The 18,716-nt window shown below is 66.2% G+C and carries 21 protein-coding genes; 13 read left to right on the forward strand and 8 right to left on the reverse strand.

Annotation, left to right across the window (positions count from 1 at the left end; all coding sequences use genetic code 11):
• Positions 1–194 precede the first annotated feature (194 nt).
• From LCI23_RS19860 to LCI23_RS19875, 4 genes are all read right to left on the reverse strand, one after another.
• Positions 195–1,007: a M48 family metallopeptidase gene (locus tag LCI23_RS19860; RefSeq protein WP_224948181.1), complete on the reverse strand. Its 813-nt coding sequence runs from the start codon at positions 1,005–1,007 to the stop codon at positions 195–197.
• On the reverse strand, positions 982–1,458 hold the full coding sequence (locus tag LCI23_RS19865) for a YbjQ family protein (protein ID WP_224948182.1): 477 nt from the start codon (positions 1,456–1,458) through the stop codon (positions 982–984). Before LCI23_RS19865 ends, LCI23_RS19860 begins: the two co-directional genes overlap by 26 nt.
• A 1-nt stretch (position 1,459) precedes the next feature.
• On the reverse strand, positions 1,460–1,774 hold the full coding sequence (locus LCI23_RS19870; RefSeq protein WP_224948183.1) for a YbjQ family protein: 315 nt from the start codon (positions 1,772–1,774) through the stop codon (positions 1,460–1,462).
• A gap of 78 nt (positions 1,775–1,852) precedes the next feature.
• Positions 1,853–4,273: a penicillin acylase family protein gene (locus tag LCI23_RS19875; protein ID WP_224948184.1), complete on the reverse strand. Its 2,421-nt coding sequence runs from the start codon at positions 4,271–4,273 to the stop codon at positions 1,853–1,855.
• A 219-nt stretch (positions 4,274–4,492) separates the two neighbouring features.
• Between LCI23_RS19875 and LCI23_RS19880 the strand changes: the two genes are divergently transcribed.
• From LCI23_RS19880 to LCI23_RS19930, 11 genes are all read left to right on the forward strand, one after another.
• Positions 4,493–5,977, forward strand: a complete 1,485-nt coding sequence (locus LCI23_RS19880; RefSeq protein WP_224948185.1) for a B12-binding domain-containing radical SAM protein — start codon at positions 4,493–4,495, stop codon at positions 5,975–5,977.
• A gap of 65 nt (positions 5,978–6,042) precedes the next feature.
• A complete protein-coding gene (locus LCI23_RS19885; RefSeq protein ID WP_224948186.1) occupies positions 6,043–7,191 on the forward strand; it encodes an ABC transporter permease in 1,149 nt (382 codons plus the stop codon).
• Positions 7,191–8,045, forward strand: coding sequence for an ABC transporter ATP-binding protein (locus LCI23_RS19890; RefSeq protein WP_224948187.1), 855 nt, complete (start codon positions 7,191–7,193; stop codon positions 8,043–8,045). The genes LCI23_RS19885 and LCI23_RS19890 overlap by 1 nt, the downstream gene beginning before the upstream one ends.
• A gap of 1 nt (position 8,046) precedes the next feature.
• Positions 8,047–8,994 carry an MlaD family protein gene (locus LCI23_RS19895; protein WP_224948188.1) on the forward strand — a complete coding sequence of 316 codons (948 nt, stop codon included), beginning with the start codon at positions 8,047–8,049 and terminating at the stop codon, positions 8,992–8,994.
• A gap of 8 nt (positions 8,995–9,002) precedes the next feature.
• Positions 9,003–9,647, forward strand: a complete 645-nt coding sequence (locus tag LCI23_RS19900) for an ABC-type transport auxiliary lipoprotein family protein (protein WP_224948189.1) — start codon at positions 9,003–9,005, stop codon at positions 9,645–9,647.
• On the forward strand, positions 9,644–10,825 hold the full coding sequence (locus LCI23_RS19905) for a VanZ family protein (RefSeq protein WP_224948190.1): 1,182 nt from the start codon (positions 9,644–9,646) through the stop codon (positions 10,823–10,825). The genes LCI23_RS19900 and LCI23_RS19905 overlap by 4 nt, the downstream gene beginning before the upstream one ends.
• A gap of 74 nt (positions 10,826–10,899) precedes the next feature.
• Positions 10,900–11,226 (forward strand): ferredoxin, encoded by a 327-nt coding sequence (locus LCI23_RS19910; protein ID WP_224948191.1) that lies wholly within the window; start codon positions 10,900–10,902, stop codon positions 11,224–11,226.
• Positions 11,227–11,261: 35 nt separating this feature from the next.
• Positions 11,262–11,891, forward strand: a complete 630-nt coding sequence (locus tag LCI23_RS19915) for an alpha/beta hydrolase (RefSeq protein WP_224948192.1) — start codon at positions 11,262–11,264, stop codon at positions 11,889–11,891.
• A gap of 112 nt (positions 11,892–12,003) precedes the next feature.
• Positions 12,004–13,149, forward strand: coding sequence for a D-alanyl-D-alanine carboxypeptidase family protein (locus tag LCI23_RS19920; RefSeq protein ID WP_224948193.1), 1,146 nt, complete (start codon positions 12,004–12,006; stop codon positions 13,147–13,149).
• 100 nt (positions 13,150–13,249) lie between these two features.
• Positions 13,250–14,173: an aldo/keto reductase family oxidoreductase gene (locus tag LCI23_RS19925; protein ID WP_224948201.1), complete on the forward strand. Its 924-nt coding sequence runs from the start codon at positions 13,250–13,252 to the stop codon at positions 14,171–14,173.
• A 14-nt stretch (positions 14,174–14,187) separates the two neighbouring features.
• Positions 14,188–14,499 carry a metal-sensitive transcriptional regulator gene (locus LCI23_RS19930; protein ID WP_224948194.1) on the forward strand — a complete coding sequence of 104 codons (312 nt, stop codon included), beginning with the start codon at positions 14,188–14,190 and terminating at the stop codon, positions 14,497–14,499.
• A 21-nt stretch (positions 14,500–14,520) separates the two neighbouring features.
• Here the strand turns inward: LCI23_RS19930 and pssA are convergent, their stop codons facing one another.
• Positions 14,521–15,309 carry a CDP-diacylglycerol--serine O-phosphatidyltransferase gene (gene pssA / locus LCI23_RS19935; RefSeq protein WP_224948195.1) on the reverse strand — a complete coding sequence of 263 codons (789 nt, stop codon included), beginning with the start codon at positions 15,307–15,309 and terminating at the stop codon, positions 14,521–14,523.
• A 138-nt stretch (positions 15,310–15,447) separates the two neighbouring features.
• Here pssA and LCI23_RS19940 point away from each other — a divergent pair, with 138 nt between their 5' ends.
• The gene (locus tag LCI23_RS19940) at positions 15,448–16,419 is read left to right on the forward strand and encodes a CAP domain-containing protein (protein ID WP_224948196.1); all 972 of its coding nucleotides are present in this window, start codon (positions 15,448–15,450) and stop codon (positions 16,417–16,419) included.
• Complete coding sequence (locus LCI23_RS19945) at positions 16,416–17,015, forward strand: Hpt domain-containing protein (protein ID WP_224948197.1); 600 nt, start codon at positions 16,416–16,418, stop codon at positions 17,013–17,015. Before LCI23_RS19940 ends, LCI23_RS19945 begins: the two co-directional genes overlap by 4 nt.
• Here the strand turns inward: LCI23_RS19945 and LCI23_RS19950 are convergent.
• The 3 genes from LCI23_RS19950 to LCI23_RS19960 all read right to left on the reverse strand — a co-directional run bounded on the left by LCI23_RS19950 (position 17,012) and on the right by LCI23_RS19960 (position 18,576).
• Positions 17,012–17,257, reverse strand: coding sequence for a hypothetical protein (locus LCI23_RS19950; protein WP_224948198.1), 246 nt, complete (start codon positions 17,255–17,257; stop codon positions 17,012–17,014). The two genes, LCI23_RS19945 and LCI23_RS19950, sit on opposite strands and share 4 nt — an antisense overlap.
• A gap of 172 nt (positions 17,258–17,429) precedes the next feature.
• Positions 17,430–18,002 (reverse strand): DUF1439 domain-containing protein, encoded by a 573-nt coding sequence (locus LCI23_RS19955; protein ID WP_224948199.1) that lies wholly within the window; start codon positions 18,000–18,002, stop codon positions 17,430–17,432.
• A 193-nt stretch (positions 18,003–18,195) separates the two neighbouring features.
• Positions 18,196–18,576: a DUF2195 family protein gene (locus LCI23_RS19960; protein ID WP_224948200.1), complete on the reverse strand. Its 381-nt coding sequence runs from the start codon at positions 18,574–18,576 to the stop codon at positions 18,196–18,198.
• Positions 18,577–18,716: the final 140 nt, after the last annotated feature.

The following is an 18,716-nucleotide window of genomic DNA, read 5'->3' on the forward strand; positions in this document are numbered from 1 at the left end:
AGTATGCAGCTGAGCAAGCTCAGCCGGCACCTTCATCAAACGCCCACACTTATCGACTGTTGATTGTTAAAGAACCGTTGTTCTGCCTTCTGCTATCGCTCCGAATCGTTTTGTTCGTCAGCAGCAGAGGAATGAGATTATGCGCGAGCCGATGAGATGCGTCAAGGCCCACTTTTTCCTTGTCGACGAAAAAGTCACAGACCCGGCAGGGGGCGCACCGAACCGCCCTGCAGTCCGCTCTGCCGGATGGCACGCTCCAGCGCTTCGATGCGTGCCTGCGCCGATGGGTGCGAGGCCAGGTAATGCGTCAAGGCCGGCGCCTGCGCATCCTTCGTGCGTAGCGAAGTGAAGAATTCCGTCGCGCCCCCAATGTGACCGTAACGGCACTGCAGGATCCGCAGTGCGCCCATGTCGGCGGCGGTTTCCCGCTCGCGCGAATGATACGACTGGCCGAGGTGCTCGGCCGGCGCCAGCAGGCCAGCGGCCCAGGAACCGTCCCCGGTCAGCATAGTGGCCGCCGCGACGATGACCAGGCTGCGCCCGAGCGCACGCATGTGGTCGCGGTGAACGAGGTGGGATAGCTCGTGCGCCAGCACGAAGCTCATGCCGTTCTCCGAGCGCAGGTGCGCGAGCAGCCCCGAATGGACGATGACAGTCGCCCCGGGCATGACGAAGGCATTCGCATCCCCGGCCTGACGCATCCGTACCTGCACCGGGCCGCCCACGCCGGCGCAAGCACGCATGCCATCCGCCAGTGACTGCAGCCAGGCCTCGCGCGCAGCGAACGCCGGATCGCGCCTGGGCTGCTCGAGCGCCATCCATTCGGTGATCCGCGCTTCGGTGGCGGGACTCATCTTGTCCACGACCAGGTCCACCGCCAGGCCCAGCGCCCAGACCAGCGCCAGCACCGCCAGCGACAGCCCGCCCAGGATCAACAGGAAATCCTTGAGCGGATGCTCGTGCGAAACGTTGTCGTTATGTTCAGGCAGCGCCGATCGGTACTTCATGTTTCACATAATAGATGGCGGTGCCATAGGCCAGGACTTCGACGCTCGTCACCTGGCCGCGCTGGCTGCCGGCCAGTGGCATGGTCTCCAGCCGGATGTTGATGATCTCGTCCGCGCCAGGGCAGCCCTCCTTCATGCGCAGGATGGCTTCGCGCTTGGCGCGGTCGAGCAGGGTCTCGTAGGATTTGACCGGTCCACCTACCAGCGAGCGCAGGGCCGATGCGGCCTTCTTGAAATAGTCGATCGAAATCACGACGCTGCCCGTTACCAGTTCGCTGCGTGCCACGTCTGCGCCGCGCAGCAGCGTCTTGAGCGAGGTCGCGGGCATCTGCAGCTGCGCTTTCTCGCGCGCGTGGATCGAACGGTAGTGGCGCGACTCGGCAGCCCGTCCGAACACATAGCCCAGCACCACCGGCACCGACCAGAATACCAGCAGGATCAGGTATTCCATCTCAGCCGACCGTGACCGCGGTGCCGTAGACGTAGATCTCGGCCGCACCGGCCGCCACCGAAGAAGTCGAGAAGCGCACGTTGACGATCGCATTCGCGCCCAGCTGGAGGGCCTGCGCCTTCATGCGATTCGTGGCCTGCTCGCGCGATTCTTCCAGCAGCTCGGTATAGCCGCGCAGCTCGCCGCCAACCATGTTCTTCAGGCCAGCCATGATGTCGCGGCCGACGTGCTTGGAACGCACCGAGCTGCCCGAGACGACGCCATGGCAGGCGGTGATGGATTTGCCGGGGATGGTTTCGATATTCGTGAGAAGCATGGCTGGCCGATCCAAAAAAAGGGGTGCCCATTGTAGGCACCCCTTTTTACTCATGGCAATTCACCATGCATACCGCACTTATTCACGCAAGGTCGTGGTGAGGTAGTTCATATCGGCCTTGATTTTCTCCGGCGTGAACGGCAGCACCGGCCATTCCTTGCGCGAATAGACCTGGGTCTGGTCGGCATACCATGGCGATTTCGGATCAGTGGACTGGCTATAGGTCAGCATGCCCTGGGCGATCGGGCCCTGCGCATCGAAGGTGACGGTCTGGATGTAGCTCTGGCCGTGGTTCACGCCCACGTAGCCGTCCTTGGTCAGGCCGGTGCGCATGCTGATCGCGCTATAGGTGCCTTCCTGATTACCGTTGCCGCCATGAATAGCGATGCGCACGCCGTTGCGCGGCTCGACCTGGTAGTCACCCAGGCGGGCGTCGAGTGCGATGTTCAGCGATTGCAACTTCTGGGCCGCGTTGCGCAGGGCGGTCAGCATCGCCGGGGTGGCCGTCGGCGCCAGGCCACGCGGCGTGTTCACCGGGTCGCGCGGATCGAAGGGCACCGCCCACTTGTTCGGGATCGCGTTGGCGCCAGCCCAGAATTCGCGGAACAGGATTTCGCCACGGCTGTCGACGTTGGCGCGGCGGTCCCAGCCCTGCAGCACGGTGCAGGCCTGGCGCACCAGCGCATCTTCCGATGCGGCGCAGGCAGGCAGCAGTTCCGGCAGCACCAGTTCGGCCGCGTTGACGCGGTTGGAGAAGGCCAGCGCCTGCATGTCGGCCAGGGTCAGCTTGCCCTTCTGCGCCACCAGTTCATCGAACTGGCGGAAGCCGATACGGGTACGCAGCGACTGTTCGGCGTTGACGCGTCCGTACAGCGGCGAGAAGCCGAGCGGCGCCGGTCCGACCAGCAGCTGCTTCGGATTGGTCAGCCAGTAGCTGTCGTTCGAATTGCCGACGTAGTCGGTGCGCATCATCCACGGCGCGGTTGCCGGTGCATAGATGCCGGCCGGCGCGCCCGCATCCTGGCCCCAGCCGCAGCTGCTGCGCGAACCGTCGAACAGCAGCGCCGCCTGCAGCAGCAGGCAGCCGTTGACGAACTTGTCGGCATTCATGTGCGGCACCACGCTGGCGTCGGCGTACAGGGTATTGCCGTCGCGGTCGGCGGCGACCGTGTTCACCCATGGCAGGCCGACCACCTTGTCGAGCGAGTCCTTCAGGCCGCGCACGCTGGTCGAGGTCCCGATGCCGAGCCACTGCTCGAGCATGCGGGTGTTGTAGCGGTTCGGGTCGGCCAGCACGTGGGCCGCGGTCGAGGTCCAGGTCAGGCCGGCGGCCGCACGCACGATGACGGCGCCCTGGTGGCTGAAGTAGAAGGTCTTGCTGCGCTTGGTTACCTGTCCGTCCGGCTGCAGCGAATCGACCGAGACGGTCTTCGAGGTCATCTTGCGGCGCTCGCCATCGTACAGATAGGTGGTGCCGGTCGGATCGGTCGGGTCCAGCGCCAGGCGGAAGGTGGTGAAGTGGTTGGCCGTGGTGACGGTGTGGCTCCAGGCCACGTCCTTGTTGAAGCCGATCACGATCGCCGGCACGCCGCCAATGATCACGCCCATCGCGTCGTATTTGCCCGGCACGGTCAGGTGGGCCTGGTAGAAGCGGTCGGTGGTGGTCCAGGGATAGTGCGGATTGCCGAACAGGAGGCCGCGTCCATTGGCGGACAGGTCCTTGCCGACGGCCATTGCATTGCTGCCCAGGCCAGATGCCTTGGACTGCTCGACCTGGGCCAGCAGGGCCTTGCCGTCGACCCGGCGCGGCGACGCCTTGGCCAGGCTCACGGCGGCACCCGGCACACGGCCGGCGTTGACGAAGTCGCGCGCGAAGGCCTGGCCCGATGCGTGCAGCGCCTTCTCGGCCACGATCAGGTACATGTCGTCGACCGTGATCGGACGCACCCACTTGGCGTTGGCGCAGGCGGCCGGCAGCTTGCTGGCGTTGTCCTTGAGATAGCGGTTGTAGCCTTCGACGAAACCTTCCAGCAGCTGGCGCGGCTCGGCGGGGCCAGCGGCATAGTTGGCGCGCAGCTGCTCGATGTCGAGGTAGCCCTTGAAGAAGAAGTCGCTCTCTTCGTTGGTCACGTCCATGTAGTTGCTGCCGCCGCCGTACTCGTCGTCGGTGCGCTGGCGCGGCTTGGCGCCCGGACCGAAGAACAGCGCGCGCTCGCCGCGCACGGTCACCACCGAGTCGGCGAACATGCACAGGTTGTCCTGGGCATAGGCGTGCGCCAGGCCATAGGCCAGGCTGCGGAAATCGTTGGCGCGCACGTGCGGCACCCCATAGGTGGTGCGCGAGAGCTCGACCTCGATGCGCGAAGCCGTCTGCACGGGCGGCTGCACCGGCGAGGTCGCATCGCCGTCATGATCGCTGCTGCAGGCACCCAGCGCCAGCGCGAGCGCGGAGCCGAGGACAATGCGGTAGGGGAGGCTGGTAAGTGCTGGGGCTTGCATGGAACGCTTTCTGCGGCCGGAGCGCGCGAAGAGACATTGAAAGAGGTACATCACTTTAACTCTAAACAATATTGGCGTGTCATGCATGGTGACTAAACTGACAGGAAGGATAGTCAAATCGGCGGCAACACCCGGAGCCGGCCTGGCAAAATGCCAGCGCTTTCGCCGGCGCCAGGGCTTAGAATGGCAGCTTCTCGCTTTTCCGCCCCCGCTCCCGCCATGACGATCCTGCTTTCCACCCTCAACGCCCGCTACACGCACGCCTCGCTCGGCCTGCGCTACCTGCTGGCCAACATGGGCGCGCTGCAGGAGCAGACCCGGATCCAGGAATTCGTCATCGGCGCCAAGACCGCCGACCTGGTCGAACGCATCCTGGCGCACGCGCCGCGCATCGTCGGCCTTGGCGTGTATATCTGGAACGTCGAGGAGACCACCCGCCTGGTGGCCATGCTCAAGCGTGTTGCCCCGGAGGTGAGCGTGGTGCTGGGCGGCCCCGAGGTTTCGCACGAGCTGGGGGAGCAGGCGATCGTGAAACTGGCCGACTACGTGGTCACCGGCTGGGGCGATGTCACGTTTCCGAAGCTGTGCGGCGAAATCCTGGACGGCCCGCAGCCGCTGATGAAGGTGCACGCCGGCGTGCAGCCGCCCATGGCGCAGATCGCCCTGCCCTATTCGCTCTATAGCGACGAGGACATCGCCCATCGCACGCTGTACGTGGAAGCCTCGCGCGGCTGCCCGTTCAAGTGCGAGTTCTGCCTGTCCTCGCTGGACAAGACGGCCTGGCCCTTCCCGTTGGAGACCTTCCTGGGCGAGATGGAAGCCCTGTATGCACGCGGCGCGCGCCTGTTCAAGTTCGTCGACCGCACCTTCAACCTGAACGTCAAGACCAGCCTGCGCATCATGCAGTTCTTCCTCGACAAGCTGGCCGCGCACCCGGACGATCCGGTGTACGCCCACTTCGAGCTGGTGCCCGACCACCTGCCGGAGGCGCTGAAGGCATCGATCGCGCAGTTCCCGCCGGGCGCGCTGCAGTTCGAGATCGGCATCCAGAGCTTCAATCCCGAGGTGCAGGCGCTGGTGAGCCGGCGCCAGGACAATGCCAAGGCCGCCGACAACATCCGCTGGCTCACCGAACACGCCAGCACCCACCTGCACGTGGACCTGATCGCCGGTCTGCCAGGCGAAGACGTCGCCAGTTTCGCCCGCGGTTTTGACCAGCTGGTCAAACTCGGGGCGCAGGAAATCCAGTTCGGCATCCTGAAACGCCTGCGCGGCACGCCGATCATCCGTCATACCGAGGCTTTCGGCATGGTCTACGATCCCTACCCGCCCTATACCGTGCTGGCCACGAGCCTGATCGACTTCGCGACCATGCAGCGCCTGGTGCGCTTCGCGCGCTACTGGGACCTGGTGGCCAACTCGGGCCGTTTTACGCACAGCACCCGTGCCCTGCTGGGCGAAGCGCCATTCGACAACTTCATGGCCTTCGCGGACTGGCTCTACACCCGCACCGACGCCACCCACCGCATCGCCCTCGAGAAGCTGGCCAGGCTGGTGCAGGAATGGCTGCAACTGCGCGGCATGGCACCGGTGGAGGCGGCGGCACTGCTGGCGTCCGACTATGCGGGCAAGCTCGATACCGCGCATGCGGCCAGGCCGGCGGCGGCGGTGCCGGAGCGGCAGCTGCGCCATCTGGCGGCTTGAGCCGGCTGCGGCGCTCTGTTAGGTAGCGTGTAGCAGCGATAACGATTCTCTTTTACACTGGCGCAATGCAGATTGAAAATGCGCCAATATTAACCATCCAGCATCCCGCAGCGCCCGCATCCGCCGGCGGCGCGGGCCAATCTGTCGTGGCGAGCGGTGTCTGGCAAATCCATACGCTGACCCAGAAGGGCGCGCTGAAGGCGATCACCCGCACCCTGCGCGCGCTGCGCAACCAGGACAGCCTCGAATGGGACCTGTCCGGCATCGAGCGCCTCGACCACGTCGGCGCCCAGATGTTCTGGAATGCCTGGGGCAAGCGGCGTCCCGGACGCCTGCGGCTCGACCCGCACCACGAAGAGCTGTTCGGCCGCATCGAGAAGGCCAGCGCGCTGGCCCTGCCGCGCCACCGCGTCAGTCCGCTGCACTGGCTGATCGTGCTGGGCGGCGGCGTACTGTCCTTTTTCGAGCACCTGCGCGGCTTTCTCAGCCTGATCGGCCAGCTGGTGCTCGACATCGGCCGTTTCCTGCGCCGTCCGCAGGGGGGACCCTGGCGCGAGATCTCGGCCAACATCTATCACTCCGGCTTCCAGGCGCTCGGCATCACGGCCATGGTCGGCTTCCTGATCGGGATCGTGCTGTCCTTCCTGTCCTCGCAGCAGCTGCGCATGTTCGGGGGCGACATCTACATCGTCAACATCCTTGGCATGGCCGTGATCCGCGAACTGGGCCCGCTGCTGGCGGCGATCCTGGTGGCCGGCCGCTCCGGCTCCTCGATCACCGCGCAGCTGGGCGTGATGCGCGTGACCGAGGAACTCGACGCCATGCTGGTGATGGGCATCTCGCACGGCCAGCGCCTGATCATGCCGAAGGTGATCGCGCTCGCCATCTCGATGCCGCTGCTGGTGGTATGGACCGACGCCATGGCCCTGATCGGTGGCATGGTCTCGGCCAAGATCGAGCTGGGCCTGGCCTTCCGCTACTTCATCCAGAAGCTGCCGGACGCGGTGCCGGTGGTGAACTACACGATCGGCCTGCTCAAGGGCTGCGTGTTCGGCATGCTGATCGCGCTGGTGTCCTGCCACTTCGGCCTGCGCATCAAGCCGAACACCGAAAGCCTGGGGCGCGGCACCACCACCGCGGTGGTCACGGCGATCACCGTGGTGATCCTCGCCGACGCGGTGTTCGCCATCATCTTCAACGACGTGGGGTTCTGATGGCCGATACCGTACAGCGCACGCCGCAGCGCCTGAACAAGCGGCCGGACGAGGATGTCGGCCCGCCGGTGGTCGAGATCCGCAATCTCTGGACGCGCTTCGGCCGCACCGTCGTGCACCAGGACCTGAGCCTCGACATCTATGCCGGCGAGATCCTCAGCATCGTGGGCGGTTCCGGCACCGGCAAGACCGTGCTGCTGCGCCAGATGCTGGGCCTGGAGCGGCCCAGCCAGGGCAGCGTCAAGGTCTTCGGCGAAGACATCAGCCAGGCCAAGCCGGACCAGCTGCAGCACATGCGCAACCACTGGGGCATGCTGTTCCAGCAGGGCGCGCTGTACTCGGCGCTTACCGTGTTCGACAACATCGCCCTGCCGATGCGCGAGCTGCGCGCGCTGCCGGAAGACGTCATCCGCGACGCCGTGCTGCTCAAAATGGACATGGTGGGCCTGGGGCCGGAGCACGCCAACAAGATGCCATCCGACCTGTCGGGCGGGATGATCAAGCGCGCCGCGCTGGCACGCGCCCTTGCCCTCGAACCCCGTCTATTGTTCCTGGACGAACCCACCGCGGGCCTCGACCCCGACCTGTCGGACGCCTTCGTCTCGCTGATCCAGACCCTGCACAGCGAGCTGAAACTCACGGTGGTGATGGTCACCCACGACCTCGACACGCTGTTCGCGCTGTCCTCGCGCATCGCGGTCCTGGCGGAGAAGCACGTACTGGCGGTGGGGCCGGCGTGCGACGTGCTGCGGGTGCAGCACCCGTTCATCAAACACTTTTTCCTGGGTCCACGCGGCCAGCGGGCGCTCGAAGTGCTCGAAGAGCGCAACGCCCAGAACGATTCGGAGGACTGATATGGAAAACAGGTCGTATGCCCTGATGACAGGCGTGTTTACGATCGCCCTGGTGATCGCGGCCGTGCTGGCCGGCTTGTGGTTCAACCGCGACCGCACGGAACTGGTGCCCTACGAGATCGTCACCACCCAGTCGATCCCGGGCCTGAACCCGCAGGCCACGGTGCGCTACCGCGGCCTGGAGGTCGGCCGGGTGGACGAGATCGTGTTCGACCCGCGCGTCACCGGCCAGATCCTGATCCGCCTGTCGGTGGACAAGGATTCGCCGATCACCACCACCACCTTCGCCTCGCTCGGCTACCAGGGCGTGACCGGGATCGCCTTCATCCAGCTCGACGACGACCGCACCGGCTCGCCGCGCCTGGCGCAGCGCGAAGACCGGCCGGCGCGCATTCCGCTGCGCCCGGGCCTGCTGGACCAGCTGGAAAAGCGCGGCCTGGCCATCCTCGAGAAGACCGAGCAGATCACGGACAGCCTGAGCAAGATGGTGGCCCCGGAAAACCAGCGGACCATCATCGGCGCCTTCGACAGCATCGGCAAGGCGGCCGACGCCTACGCGGCCATCCCGCAAAAGCTGGAGCCGACCTTCGCGCGCCTGCCCGCGCTCACCGCGAAACTGGATCGCAGCCTGGACTCGTTCGACGCCGCGGCCAGCAGCGTCGACGCGACCGCCGACAGCTACAAGGCGCTGTCCACCCGGCTGCAGGGCCCGGACGGCCCGCTCGAACGCCTGAACGGCGCCATCGGCTCGCTGCAGTCCGCCACCAGCGAACTCGAACTCGAAACCCTGCCCCACGTCGTCGAGATGACCGATGAGGCGCGCGGCGCCCTGCGCGCCGTGAAGCGCACCGCCACCTCGCTGTCCGACCGCCCGCAGAGCATCCTGTTCGGCGCGCCGAGCGCCCGGCCGGGTCCGGGCGAACCGGGCTTTGTGCCACCGACCAAATGAGGACCACCGTGACCGCCTTTCCGCTCCGCTTCCTGTCCCGCCCCGCCACCGTCCTCGCCGCCACCGCTGCGCTGCTGCTGACCGGCTGCGCCGGCAGCAAGGTCCAGGACAACACGACCTATGACTTCGGCCCGGCCGCCATGCGCGCCACGCCGGCCGGCCAGGGGGCGGCGACGGCCACGCCGGCCGCGCTGGTGGTGATGGACGCCACCGGTCCGGATGCGCTCGAAAACGAGCGCATGTACTACCGCCTGAACTACGCCGACGCGCTGCAGGCCCATACCTATGCCAACAGCCGCTGGGCCAGCAGTCCGCTGCAGCTGGTTACCCAGCGCATCAAGACCCGCCTGGCGCAGTCGGGCATCAAGGTGTTGTCGGCCACCGACGCCTCGACCGGGGTGCCGCTGCTGCGCGTTGAAGTGGAAGATTTCGTCCATGCCTTCGGCGGCGTGAGCCAGAGCGAAGGCCAGGTCGCCCTGCGCGCCTCGCTGTTCAACGACCACCGCCTGGTGGACCAGCGCAGCTTCTCGCGCACCACCCCGGCGGCCAGTGCCGACGCGGCGGGCGGCGCGCGCGCGCTGGCCGCCAGCATGGATGGCATCGCGGCCGACATGCTGGCCTGGCTGGCCACGCTCGACACCCGCAAGCGATGAACCGCGCCAAGGTCGCCGTCGACCTGCGCGAGCGCCCGCGCGAAGGACGCGGCTCGCCCATCTCGCGCGCGGCGCTGCTGGCCTACCTGCTGCTGATCGTGTATGCCAGCTGGTACCCGTTCTCCGGCTGGCGCGACAGCGGCCTGCCGCTGTTCACCTTCCTGAACCTGGTCAAGCCACGCTACTGGACCGGCTTCGACGTCGGCGTCAACGTCATCGGCTACGTGCCGCTCGGCGTGCTGCTGGTGCTGTCGGTGTATCCGCGCATCCGCGGCGTGTGGGCGGTGCTGCTGGCGGCGCTGGCCGGCGTGCTGGTCACGATGACGATGGAAGCGGTGCAGAACTTCCTGCCCAGCCGCGTGCCCTCCAACCTGGACCTGGTCACCAATGCCGGCGGCTGCCTGCTGGGCGCCCTGCTCGGCGCCTGGTGGGCGCCCGGCCTGCTCGACCGCAGCCGCCTGTTCCAGCTGCGGCGGCGCTGGTTCGCGCCCTACGCCAGCCAGGGCCTGGTGCTGGTGGCGCTGTGGCCGCTGGCGCAGATCTATCCACAAAGCTACCTGTTCGGGCACGGCCAGGTGCTGCCGATCGTCTCCGGCTGGCTGTCGCGCTGGTTCGACGCCGATATCGACCTGGTGGCCATGCTGCGCGGCGACGCCGTGATCACGGCGGAACAGTACTGGCTGTCCGAGACCATCATCACCGCCTGCGGCATGACCGGCGCCGTCCTGACCCTGATGTGCCTGGTGCGGCGTGGCGCCCCGCGCTTCCTGCTGATGCTGTCGATCCTCGCGGTGGCGCTGCTGGTCAAGACGCTGTCGATCGCGCTGCTGTTCCGGCCCGATAACGCCTTCGTCTGGGTCACGCCCGGCGCCGAAGGCGGTTTCCTGATCGGCCTGATCATGCTGTCGGGCCTGGTGTACGCGCCGCAGGTGGCGCAGCGCCGGCTGGCGGTGGTGAGCCTGGTGCTGAGCCTGGTCGTGGTGAACACGGTGCCCGTGAACCCCTATTTCGCCTCCACCCTGCAGGGCTGGGTACAGGGGAAATTCCTGAACTTCAATGGCGCGGCCCAGTTCATGGCGCTGCTGTGGCCTTTCTTTGCCCTGTGGTTCCTGCTACTGCCCTCGCATCAACTGAACCGGCAGGAAGCCCAGCCGCCCGCGCCCGAGCCGGCGCCCTAGGCTGGGCCAGGCCGCCTTATGCCGTATCATTGTGCCTGGCGCGGCGCGCCGGCACCTTTTTAGACGAGACCGAGATGAACGACGAACGCCCCTTCTACCAGCACCATGTCTTCTTCTGCCTGAACGAGCGCGAAGGCAAGGACGCCCGTCCCAGCTGCGCCAAGTGCGGCGCCGAGGGCGCCCAGAAGCATGCCAAGAAGCGCATCAAGGCGCTCGGCCTGAATGGCCCGGGCAAGGTGCGCATCAATAAATCCGGCTGCCTCGACCGCTGCGAGGAAGGCCCGGTGCTCGTGGTGTATCCGGAAGGCACCTGGTACACCTATGTCGACAACGCCGACATCGACGACATCATCGACACCCACCTGGTGGGCGGCAAGGTCGTGGAACGCCTGAAGATCTGATCCCTACCCGCTCTCTTACCCGTAGCAAGCAAGTCATGAACAAGTTTTCGCACAAGTTTACCCTCGACGGCCACGCCGGCAAGATGCAGTGCATCCTCGACCTGCCGGACGGCGCACCGCGCGGCATCGCGCTGGTGGCGCACCCGCATCCGCTGTACGGCGGCACCATGGAAAACAAGGTGGCCCAGACCCTGGCGCGCACCTTCGTCACCCTCGGCTACGCCACGGCGCGCTTCAACTTCCGCGGCGTGGGCGAATCCGAAGGCGTGCACGACGACGGCCGCGGCGAGGTGGACGACATGGACCGCATGTACCGCCACATGACCGCGCAGTACCCGGGCCTGCCGGTGGCCCTGTCGGGTTTTTCCTTCGGTACCTTCGTCCAGGCCCAATTCCAGCAGCGCCTGGTCCAGGAAGGCCGTCCCGCCGAGCGCCTGGTGCTGGTCGGCACCGCCGCCGGCAAATGGCCGATGCCGCCGGTGCCTGCCGACACCATCCTCATCCATGGCGAGCTGGACGATACGATCACGCTGAAGGAAGTGTTCGACTGGGCGCGCCCGCTCGACATCCCGGTGACCGTGATCCCGGGCGCCGACCATTTCTTCCATCGCAAGCTCGGCCACATTAAAAATCTTGTCGTGGAAATGTGGCGACGTGACATTTGATCCGGTCGCTGTGCAATAATGAGTCTCTTCTTTTAAGGCAATACCGGGGCAGCGACGCGCCGTATTGCCTTGCGCACTTCTGCATTGGCATTTTTTACAGACGAACTCTCCCATGAAAAAACTGTTAGCGGCCATGGCCGCCAGCCTGCTGATGGCCTCGGCCAGCGCACAGACCGTCCCGGCACCGACCATTGCAGCCAAGTCCTGGCTGCTGCTCGACGCGACCAGCGGCCAGGTGATCGCCGCGCAAGACCAGCACGCCCGGATCGAGCCGGCTTCGCTCACCAAGATCATGACCGCCTACGTGACCTTCCGCGCCATCCACGACAAGCGCGTGAGCCTGGACACCATGGTGAACGTATCGGTACGCGCCTGGAAGGTCGACGGCAGCAGCTCGAAGATGTTCATCGATCCGAAAGTCCCGGTATCGGTGAACGACCTGTTGCACGGCCTGATGATCCAGTCCGGTAACGACGCGGCGGTGGCCCTGGCCGAAGCCGTGGCCGGTGACGAAGGCACCTTCGTCAACCTGATGAACCGCGAAGCGCAGCGCATGGGCCTGAAGGGCACCCGCTTCGCCAACCCCCACGGCCTGCCCGATCCGAACAACTATTCGACCGCGAGCGACCTGGCGATCCTGGCGGCGAACGTGATCCGCGACTTCCCCGAGTTCTACAAGATCGACTCGATCAAGCAGTTCACCTACAACAAGATCACCCAGCAGAACCGCAACCGCCTGCTGTGGCTCGACTCGACCGTGGATGGCATGAAGACCGGCCACACGGATTCCTCGGGCTACAGCATGATCGCCTCGGCACGCCGCCCGAACGGCAATGCCGGCCAGCGCCGCCTGATTTCGGTGGTGCTGGGCACCAGCTCGCCCGACGTGCGCACACAGGAGAGCCAGAAGTTGCTGAACTGGGGCTTCCAGAATTTCGACACCGTCAAGCTGTACGCGAAGGGCCAGACGGTGAAGTCGGTGCCGGTGTGGAAGGGTGCGGAATCGACCGTGAAGCTGGGCTTCAACCGCGACATCCTGGTGACCGTGCCAAAGGGCGTGGCGGGCAAGATGAAGGCGGCCCTGGAATACAAGGACCCGCTGGTCGCCCCGCTGGCGCGCAATGCGCAGGTTGGCACCGTCAAGATGATGGTGGACGGCAAGCCGCTTCTGGCGCTGCCGGTGGTGACCCTGGAAGAAGTGCAGGAAGCCAGCATCTTCGGCCGTGCCTGGGATTCGATGCGTCTCTGGATGCAGTAATCCCGGCGTCATGCATGACAGCCCGTCCCGCGCACAGCCGGACGGGCTTTTTACTGCCTCGCACCGCTATAATCGGACACTCCCCGTGATTCCTTCCACCATGACGATCTCCCCCACCGACCTGTACTGCCCGCGCATCCGCACCCGCGAAGGCGGTCCCGAACTCTCGCGCATCGTGGCCGGCATGTGGCGCATGCACGAATGGGACATGAACGTCGGGCAGCGCGTGGCCTTCATCGAAGCCTGCCTCGCGCTGGGCGTGACCAGCTTCGACCATGCCGACATCTACGGCGACTATGGCGTGGAAAGCCTGTTCGGCGCAGCCTTGCGCGCGCAGCCATCGCTGCGCGGGCGCATCGAACTGGTGAGCAAGTGCGGTATCCGCCTGATCTCCGGCAAGCATCCGCGGCACGGCATCCAGCACTACGACACCAGCGCCGCCCACATCGTGGCCTCGGCCGAGGCCTCGCTGCGCCAGCTGCACACCGACCACCTCGACCTGCTGCTGATCCACCGCCCGGACCCGCTGATGGACTTCGACGAGATCGCCGGCGCCTTTACCCGCCTGCAGCAGGCCGGCAAGGTGCGCCACGTGGGCGTGTCGAACTTCACGCGGCACCAGTTCGAATGCCTGAACCGGCGCGTGCCGTTGGCCACCAACCAGGTCGAGTTCTCGCCGCTGGCCACCGGCGCGATGTTCGACCAGACCTTCGACGGCCTGCAGGACCTGGGCGTCGCTCCCATGGTCTGGTCGCCGCTGGGCGGCGGGCGCCTGTTCACCTCCAGCGATGCGCGTGCGGTGGATGTGCGCACCGTGGCCGGCGAGATCGCCGCGCGCATGGAGCAGCCGCTCGCCAGCGTGCTGTTCGCCTGGATCATGGCGCTGCCCAGCCGTCCGATCCCGCTGACCGGCAGCGGCCGCCTGGAAGCGATCCGGGACGCGGTGGCCGGCGCCGGCATCCGGCTGGCGCGCGAGGACTGGTTCCGCCTCCTGCGCGCCGCGCGCGGGCACGAGGTGGCCTGAGATGGTGGCCTGACATGGCGGACAGTCCGCTCAGGATGGTGGAGGGCAGCGCCCTCACCGCGCAGCAGAAGAAGGACCTGCTGAACCGGCTCGCGCGCATCGAAGGCCAGCTGCGCGGCGTGCAGAAGCTGGTGGCGCTGGCGGCCGAACCGGCCGACGTGGACGCCGTGGCCCAGCAGATGGCGGCCGCGCGCAAGGCGCTCGACCGCTCCTTCGTGCAGCTGCTGGCGGGAGCGATCCAGACCCAGGCCGGCAACGCGGCCGACCTCGCGCAAGCGCAGGCGCGCGCGGCGCACCTGGCGGCGATGCTGGACAAGTTCGCGTAGGCGCAGGACCGCGCGCAGCCTTCAGTCTTCGTACACTACCGGCGGCGCGATGCCGCGCCAGCCGGTGCGCCAGGCGATGTTCAGCAACAGGGTCGCGCACACGTAGAGCAGGAAAAACAGCACGAAAAAGCGCGTCTGCAGCAGCGCCAGCAACACCGCGCACGCGCCCAGCAGCGCCAGCATCACCTTGCCGCGCGGGTGCTTGGAGCTGGGGAAGCGGATGGTGGACACCATCAGCGTGCCCACCGCGATCATCAGGGCGATGATCGCGAAGCACTGCGCCATGGTGGTTGCCGGCGCAGGCCAGGCCACCACCACCGAGGCCACGCAGGCCGCGCCGGCGGTGATCGGCATGCCGACGAAGTAGCGCGGGTCGGTACGTCCGACCATGACATTGAAGCGCGCCAGTCGCAGCGCCCCGCAGGCGACGAACACGAAGCAGGCCAGTCCTCCCATGCGCACCAGGGTCGGGTGCGCGGCGCTTTGCTGGGCGAATCCATAGCAATACAGCAGGAGGCCGGGGGCGCAGCCGAAGTTCATCACGTCGGCGATCGAGTCGAGCTGCACGCCGAAACTGGACTGGGTATTGGTGGCGCGCGCCACGAAGCCGTCGAGCGCGTCGAATACCCCGGCCAGCACCAGCAGGATCGCGGCCAGGCGGTAGTCGCCGGGCGCGCCGACGTGCGCATTGTCCACCGAGATCACGATGCTGCCGAAGCCGCAGGCGATCGACAGAAGCGTAACGAAGCTGGGCAGGGCGAACTTGGCGCGCGCCAGTCGGGCGCGGCTGCGGGAGGTGGTGGGTGTCATGAGCACTCGGCAATCAAATCGATGTCTTATTCTACAGGGAGCGAAATAAGCTGGCGTTGCGCAGCACCCCGCCCGTCGTGGCACGGCATTTTGCTCTAGAATGGCGCTTCGTTTCACAGTATTGACAGGAGTTGCAACATGAGCTATATGCCTCGCTGGCGTTTCCTCATTGCCGCGCTGGTGGCCGCATCGACCCTGGCTGGCTGCGGTGGCGGGAGCGACAGCGCCGGCGCGGTCGTGGCCTCGCCGTCCGCAGCCGCGCCGCCGGACGCCGGCCTTCCTCCCGTGGCGGGTGGCCCCGTAGCGCCGGTACTGAGCAACAATACCGCCCTCGACGGCCGCAACTGGATCAACTACCGCCGTGCCCAGCTCGGCGTGCCGGCCGTCACCGAGAATGTCATGATCAACAACGCCGCGCTCGGCCACTCGGAATACCTGCGCACCAACAACCTGATGAGCCACGACCAGGTGGCGGGCAAGCCCGGCTTTACCGGCGCCACGCTGCGCGATCGCCTGAATGCGGCCGGCTACCTCATTCCCGCCGCGGGCTATGCCTTCGGCGAAGTGATCTCGGGCGCGGCCAATGGCAGCGGCTTCTACATGGCCGAAGAGCTGATCACCGCGATCTACCATCGCTTCGTGATATTCGAGCCGAAGTTCCGCGAGATCGGCACCGGCGCCGCGACCAGCGCGCGCGGCTACCATTACTTCACCGCCGATTTCGCGACCCGCAACGGCTTCGGCCCCGGCATCGCCGCCAATACCGTGGTCACCTGGCCCTTCAGCGGCCAGGCCGGCGTGCTGCCGAACTTCCTGAGCGACAGCGAAGAGCCGGACCCGGTCGCCGGCATCAACGAAGTCGGCTACCCGATCAGCGTGCATGCCAACATCGATGCCCCGCTGGCGATGCAGCGTTTCACGGTGCGTCCGCGTGGCGGTGCCAACCTGCAGGTGCAGGTGGTGAACTCGTCGGCCGACCCGGCCAGGCGCAGCGCCATCGCCATCATCCCGCTGGCCGTGCTCAAAGGCGGCACCACCTACGAGGTCAGCTTCTCGGGCACCGTGAACGGCGCCCCGGTAAGCCGCGACTGGTCGTTCACTACGCGGTGAGCCCCCTTCCTTCTCCTGGCGAGCCTGCGCTCGATGTCGCCACCGGCCTGGACCGGCTGATGGGCGACCGCGCGATGTACCTGCGCGTCGTGGCCCGCTTCCGCGCCGACTATGCCGGCGCCGTGGCGCACCTGCGCGCCGCGCTGGCCGCCGCCGACCTGGCGCTGGCGCAGCGCCTCGCCCACACCATCAAGGGCGCGGCCGCGATGATCGAAGCGCGCACCCTGCGCGCACTGGCGCAGGAGCTGGAACACGGTCTGCGCGCCGGCGCCCCCGCCGACCATGCCCTGGCGGCCCGGATGGACACGGAACTGGCGCGCGTGATCGTACAGGTGGATGCCTTGCTGGCGTCCGCCGCCGTGCCCGAGGCGGGCGGCTCAGGCACGCTGGATGACGGGGACATGGCGCAGCTATGTACCCTGCTCGACCTTGGCGACAGCGGCGCCCAGGAATTCGTGGCACGCAAACGCGCCGGGTTGTGCGCACGCCTCGGCGAGGCGCGCATGGCGGAACTGGAACAGGCCGTGGCGGCCTTCGATTTCGAACGGGCGCTGGCGACACTGCCCGCTGTGCACGCTGCGCAGCCCAGGTCCTAGCGGGTGAACTCCGCTTCCTCGTCGAAGGAATCGGCGCAGGCCTTGCCGCAGAAACGGCGGACGCTGTCGAGCGGTTTCTCGCAATACCAGCACGCGCCCTTCGGCGGCAAACTCAGGCGCGCCGGCATGGCTAGAACGCGTCCTCCCACCGCGGCAAGCACTGGCTCGGCGGCGAGCCCGTTGTCCGGAAAAACTTCCTGTATCGGTTCCAAGATCACCCCCTGCGACAGACTGCGTTCCATGCAGATTACTTCAGTGGAACATCATGCCTATGAGAAACATCAAGCGCGGACCGCAGTGGAACCGCGCTTCGGACTACCCTCCTGTATCCGGTCCTAGTGTGCGCCGATTGACGCGGCTCTGCAATCCCGTCACGCCGATTCGGCAGGCGCACAACACCTGCCTCCTGCCAGGCTAGCGGGCCGGCTCGAGCGTGACCAGCAAGCCCGAGCGGGTCGTCTCGATCCGCACCGGAACGTACTGGACGCCGGCATAGCGCAAGTCCTGCATGTCGAAGCTGTAAACCGGCAGGTCGCGCGCCACGGTATCGATCAGGGAACTGGCCACGCGCGCAAGCTGGCGTTCCGCTTCCGGGTTGGCACCGATGGCCAGGCGCTCGACGCGCGGCTCGGCCATCATCACGGCCGGGCGGCCCGGGTCGACATAGAGGCGTCCTGAAAAGGCCAGGCTGCCGTTCCAGGCGTCACGCACGAACGGTGGCGACACGGATGCATCGAGCGCCAGCGCGACGCGGCCCTGCTCCGGCTGGACCGACAGCAGCGGGCGCGACAGGCGGATGTCGAATACCTGCATCAGACGGTGATTGAGCGGGAAGTGGCGCTCGAGGCCAGCCTGCAGCTTGTGCAGCGGGACTTCCACCTTGCGCGGGCCGACCAGGCTGGCGCAGGACGACAGCAGGGTACAGGCGGCCAGCGCCAGGCTCCCACCCAACACCCGGCGCCGCTGCCAGCCATGCATGTTCCTCATCGTTACTGCTCTCCTGTCCGGTCGATTGGACAAGCCTAGCATGGCTACTGCCGGGATGGGGTCACGGTAGGCAGGGAGCCTCCGGCGCACGGGAGCCTTGCGCGCATCATTCTCCAGACGTAATAAAACGCCTGGAGCGCAACAAAAAGACCGCGCGCTAAGTGCGCTAACAAGGTTCGACAGCAAACAATATCTATAAGGGCGGGGCGCAGACCAATCGCACCTGTACTGCCTTATTTTCGAGCAGCCTCGGCTCAGTCGCAAGAACAAGGTTTTTTTCCCCGTCACTGTCGAGCCTGATCAATCCCTCCTGTAGTATCTGTTGAACACCTCCGCGGTCCACACTGCTGATATAAACCGCAAGCGCCGAAAGACACCCGCATTCGCCAATTGACTTGCGTAATTGAATGTTAGTGCTCGCCACCACCATGTTCGATGCCGTTGATGTAGTGATCGTCTTGATTGTCACACAGGCCGCCAACTCATTGGCAAAGGTAATTTGCTCAGCACGAGCATTCAAGGCCAAGCTGCTAAATGTACCGAGCAACAGTAGAAGTTGAATCCATTTAGGCACGGGTTTCTCCGTTTGTTACTCTTCCAGGAATATACTTAACCTTCAAGGTGAAGTAGCCGCGTGAATTGGCTGTCGCACGTGATCGCAAAACGGCGAAAAATCTCGTCTCGACCTCGATACATCCGTGACTGTAATCTTTG

Source organism: Massilia sp. MS-15 (genome assembly GCF_020176695.1).
GTDB classification, from domain to species: Bacteria; Pseudomonadota; Gammaproteobacteria; order Burkholderiales; family Burkholderiaceae_D; genus Telluria; species Telluria hydrophila.